The following is a 4,455-nucleotide window of genomic DNA, read 5'->3' as shown; positions in this document are numbered from 1 at the left end:
CCGGAGCAACCGGCTCGACTGGTGCAACTGGAGCCACAGGCGCTACGGGTGACACGGGTGCCACAGGTTCGACTGGAGCAACTGGCTCGACTGGCGCTACCGGCTCGACCGGAGCCACGGGCTCGACTGGGGCGACCGGAGCCACCGGCTCGACCGGTGCCACAGGGTCCACTGGAGCAACTGGCTCGACAGGTGCCACAGGCGCGACTGGCTCGACTGGGTCGACAGGTGCGACGGGTTCGACTGGAGCCACTGGTTCTACCGGAGCAACCGGCGATACGGGTGCGACCGGTTCGACCGGGGCAACCGGTGCCACAGGCGCGACTGGTGATACCGGAGCAACAGGCGCGACTGGCGCCACGGGTGATACCGGAGCGACTGGCTCTACCGGTGCAACCGGCTCGACTGGCCCAACTGGTGATACCGGAGCAACCGGCTCGACCGGAGCCACCGGCTCGACCGGGGCGACTGGGTCAACAGGTGCGACGGGTTCGACTGGAGCCACTGGTTCTACCGGATCAACCGGCGATACGGGTGCGACCGGTTCGACCGGGGCAACCGGAGCAACGGGGTCGACGGGTGCCACGGGTGATACCGGAGCGACTGGCTCGACCGGTGCGACCGGGTCGACCGGAGCGACGGGCTCAACCGGTGCGACGGGTGAAACCGGAGCGACTGGCTCGACCGGTGCGACTGGGTCGACAGGTGCGACTGGCTCGACCGGAGCAACAGGCTCGACCGGTGCGACTGGGTCGACTGGAGCAACTGGTGCCACAGGGTCTACCGGTGCACCCGGCTCCACAGGAGCAACTGGCTCGACCGGCTCGACGGGTGCCACAGGCTCGACCGGAGCGACTGGCTCGACCGGGGCGACAGGTGCCACAGGCTCGACCGGGGCAACTGGCTCGACCGGCTCGACGGGTGCCACAGGCTCGACCGGAGCGACTGGCTCGACCGGAGCAACAGGCTCGACCGGTGCCACTGGCTCGACCGGCGCAACAGGCTCGACAGGTGCAACCGGCTCGACTGGTGCCACGGGCTCGACCGGTGCCACTGGTGCAACCGGATCGACTGGAGCGACTGGCTCGACCGGTGCCACGGGTAACACCGGAGCTACTGGCTCAACTGGTGCAACCGGATCGACTGGCTCGACCGGGGCGACTGGTGCCACCGGCTCGACTGGTGCCACAGGCTCGACCGGAGCGACTGGCTCGACTGGTGCGACCGGATCAACCGGATCAACAGGTGCCACAGGCTCGACAGGCTCGCAAGGTCCGACCGGCCCGACCGGAGGAACCGGTTCGGGTGGTGGTGACACTGGTCATGCCAACAACGGCCACGGCAACGGAGAACAGCCCGCGCCGGGTAATTCCGGGGACCATAACAATGCCGATAACAGCTCACACCAGGGACAGGGCAACTCCGGCAACGGAAACGGCGGTCACAATGCCAACCTCACCGCCAGCACGCTGGGCCTCAAGGACTCGCCGCAATTCCTGCCGTCGAGCTCGGCCGGCAACGGCAGTGACCCCGGAGGTCAAGCGTCGTTCCGCAACCTGATCGGGCTTGCAGCCACATCGGTCACGACAGACCTGCTCAACGTCCTCAAGACGATCAGCGGATCTGGTCAGAACCACAACAAGCCGACGGGGGCGAGCACGGATCTTACTTCCGACCAGACCAAGCCTGGCGCCGGCTACGCCAGCAACGACCATACCGTCAAGACGACCCTGAAGGATCTCTTGAAGCCACATGAGTGAGCGGCGAACGGACTGGACGGTAACTGGTCTAGGTTGAAAAAAAAAGGACGCGCGGGCTTCGCTGGAGGCCCGCGCGTTGATCATTCTTCCTTGTCGGCTCGTGCAGCGTTCCTGTAGCGGGACGATAGCGGTCAGCACGAACTGGCACCCGGCAAGCTCCGCAGCTGGCGCCCTGCCAGGCGATTATTCGCAGAGTTACAGCAACTGAACGGAAGCCGGCAAGTATTCGGTTTTCAGGAACAATTTGAGCTAAGCCGACGCCTCCTATTGATCGAGGTCTGCTGACTGGTTCTCTGAAATTTACCAATTCCTTACTTAATAGTTTACAAATCCCTAATTTTCGAATTTACTAATATGCGGGTATGGAGGGTGCCCGCAGATCGCACGGTCGGTGGCCGCAAGGTCTGCGCAGGTGGGTTGGACAGGGATCGGGTAGCAAGGCAGTTTCGCGCATGAAGAAGGGGCGTCTACAGGGCGCACCGTGACATGTCGCGTCCATGCCTATGCTTCGGCGGAAGGCAGACGGTTTCCCATTCCGGAGTTCACTCGCGAGTTTGCCGTCGAAACATCGGCGGCATGGGTGTCAGGAGTGGGGTGGGTTGAGTCAAATGTTGTCGCGTGTGCCCCGTGGGGGCGTTGGTGCATCCCCGCGGTTCGACGGGCGCCGGATCGATCCGCTGCCGGATGCTGCGACTGATCGCCCGAATGCGCCCCGGGCCTCCGAACTCCTTTTCGTCGATCCCTCCGTATCCGATATCGGCACGATCCTCGCCAACTTGAGGCAGGAGGTCGAGCCGATCCTGCTCGACGCCGAGCGCCCGGCAGCGCGGCAGATGGCGATGGCCCTCGAAGGGCGCGAGGGCCTCGACGCGGTGCACGTCATCGCGCACGGCGCGCCAGGGCGGGTGAGCTTCGCGTCGGGCGAGTGGTCGGCGCGGACGCTGGGCGACGATGAGCTCGACCTCGCCACCATCGGACGAGTCCTGGGCGGAATTGGCGAGCTGCTTCTGTGGAGCTGCAACGCCGGCACCGGCGCGGCCGGAACCGCCTTTATCAATGCGCTGTCACGCGCGGTGGCAACACCGGTTGCGGCCGCCGACGACCTGGTCGGCTCGTCGGCGTTCGGCGGCGACTGGAAACTGAACGTACGGACAAGCAAGGCGGCGACGCGGCTGCCACTGACGGAGGTGGGTATGGGAATCTATGCGGGAATTCTGGTCGTCGAAGTGATGGTCACCGGCACCTTGCCGGTCGGCGCCATGGGCGGAGCGGTCACCTATTACATCGTCGACATCGAGCGGAAAACCATTGTTGGCCAGGTCATTCTGCCCAGCGCCATGCCGCAGGAAACGCCGGTGTCCATGGCGGTCAAGGTGCCGAACGCGACGGCCCCGCTCGCAATCGGCACGTACGACGCCACCGGCAATTTTCAACCTTCCAGCATCCTGAGCGTGAACGCCCCGGCCAAGCCGACCGGGGCGGTGGGACCATCCGGCACATGATTGCCGGATCCTTCCACACCTCGTCATTCGCCGCGCCGGCCATGCCGGCTTTCGTCGTTTCCTCAAGCTGAATTCTAGGACCTCGCTATGGGCCGCGTCTCCGAAATTCTCTTTGTCGACCGCTCCGCTCCCGATCTGGGCACGATTCTGGGCAACCTGCGGCCTCGGGTCGAGGCGATCGTGCTCGACGGCAGCCTGCCGGCGGCAAGGCAGATCGCACAGGCGCTCGAAGGGCGAAGCGGGCTCGATGCCGTGCACGTCATCGCGCACGGCTCGCCGGGGCGGGTCCACTTCGGCGCCGGCGCCTGGACGATCGAGACGCTGCAAGACGCAGCAGACGACCTCACCGCGATCGGCAGGGCGCTGAGCCCCGACGGCGATCTCAGGCTGTGGAGCTGCGAGACGGGCAAGGGTAGGGTCGGCGAGGCGTTCGTCGAGGCGCTGGAGGCCGCAACGGGAACGTATGTCGGCGCGGCTGAAGGATTTGTCGGTTCCACCACTTTGGGCGGCAGATGGGAACTCAAGTCCTCCATATCCGGGGTTGCCGAGCGCCCTCTTACCTCTGAAGGGGCGGAGCGATACCGCGGCATTCTCCCAGACAATTATGTTGAGATAACTGGACACTACGGCCCATCTACTGGGGCGATTGCCGATGCAGGTGGTACGTTTTACATATTTCAGGGCACTACGATCGTCGGATACTTCGTTATACCGGCGAAAGGTACTTTCGGTACCAACAATAACGACAGTTTCGACCTGATCGTGCCGGTATCGTCGGCGGTCGGTTCGATCCTTACTATTAAGAATTCGGCCGGCACCACCGTCGGCATCGCGAACGGGTTCACGATGAGCTCTGTTCAAGGTGGTTCAACCGGCCCGACGGGTGCGACTGGTTCGACGGGCGCCACGGGTTCGACTGGCGCTACGGGTGCGACCGGCGCCACAGGTTCGACTGGTGCGACGGGTTCAACTGGCGCCACAGGTGCGACCGGCGCCACAGGTGCGACCGGCGCCACGGGTTCGACTGGCGCTACGGGTGCGACCGGCGCCACAGGTTCGACTGGTGCCACGGGTTCGACTGGCGCCACAGGTGCGACCGGCGCCACAGGTGCGACCGGCGCCACGGGTTCGACTGGCGCTACGGGTGCGACCGGCGCCACAGGTTCGACTGGTGCGACGGGTTCAACTGGCGC

General features: G+C 65.0%; 2 protein-coding genes. Both read left to right on the top strand.

The genetic code is table 11. The annotated features are described in order from the left end of the window. Positions 1 to 2,368 precede the first annotated feature (2,368 nt). Entirely contained in the window at positions 2,369 to 3,262 is an 894-nt protein-coding gene (locus tag FJW04_RS29815) for a DUF4347 domain-containing protein (RefSeq protein ID WP_181173089.1), read from the top strand. An 87-nt stretch (positions 3,263 to 3,349) separates the two neighbouring features. Further along, positions 3,350 to 4,455: DUF4347 domain-containing protein (locus FJW04_RS29810; RefSeq protein WP_140718408.1), on the top strand; the 1,106-nt coding region annotated here is incomplete at its 3' end.

Origin of the sequence: Mesorhizobium sp. B2-7-3, assembly GCF_006440715.1 — a bacterium.
In the GTDB taxonomy this organism is placed as follows: Bacteria; Pseudomonadota; Alphaproteobacteria; order Rhizobiales; family Rhizobiaceae; genus Mesorhizobium; species Mesorhizobium australicum.
This window is presented reverse-complemented; position numbering and strand designations above follow the sequence as displayed.

Excerpts from the sequence above, each read along its gene's own strand:
- FJW04_RS29815 (WP_181173089.1), top strand. The coding sequence starts at position 2,369 with ATGTTGTCGCGTGTGCCCCGTGGGGGCGTTGGTGCATCCCCGCGGTTC.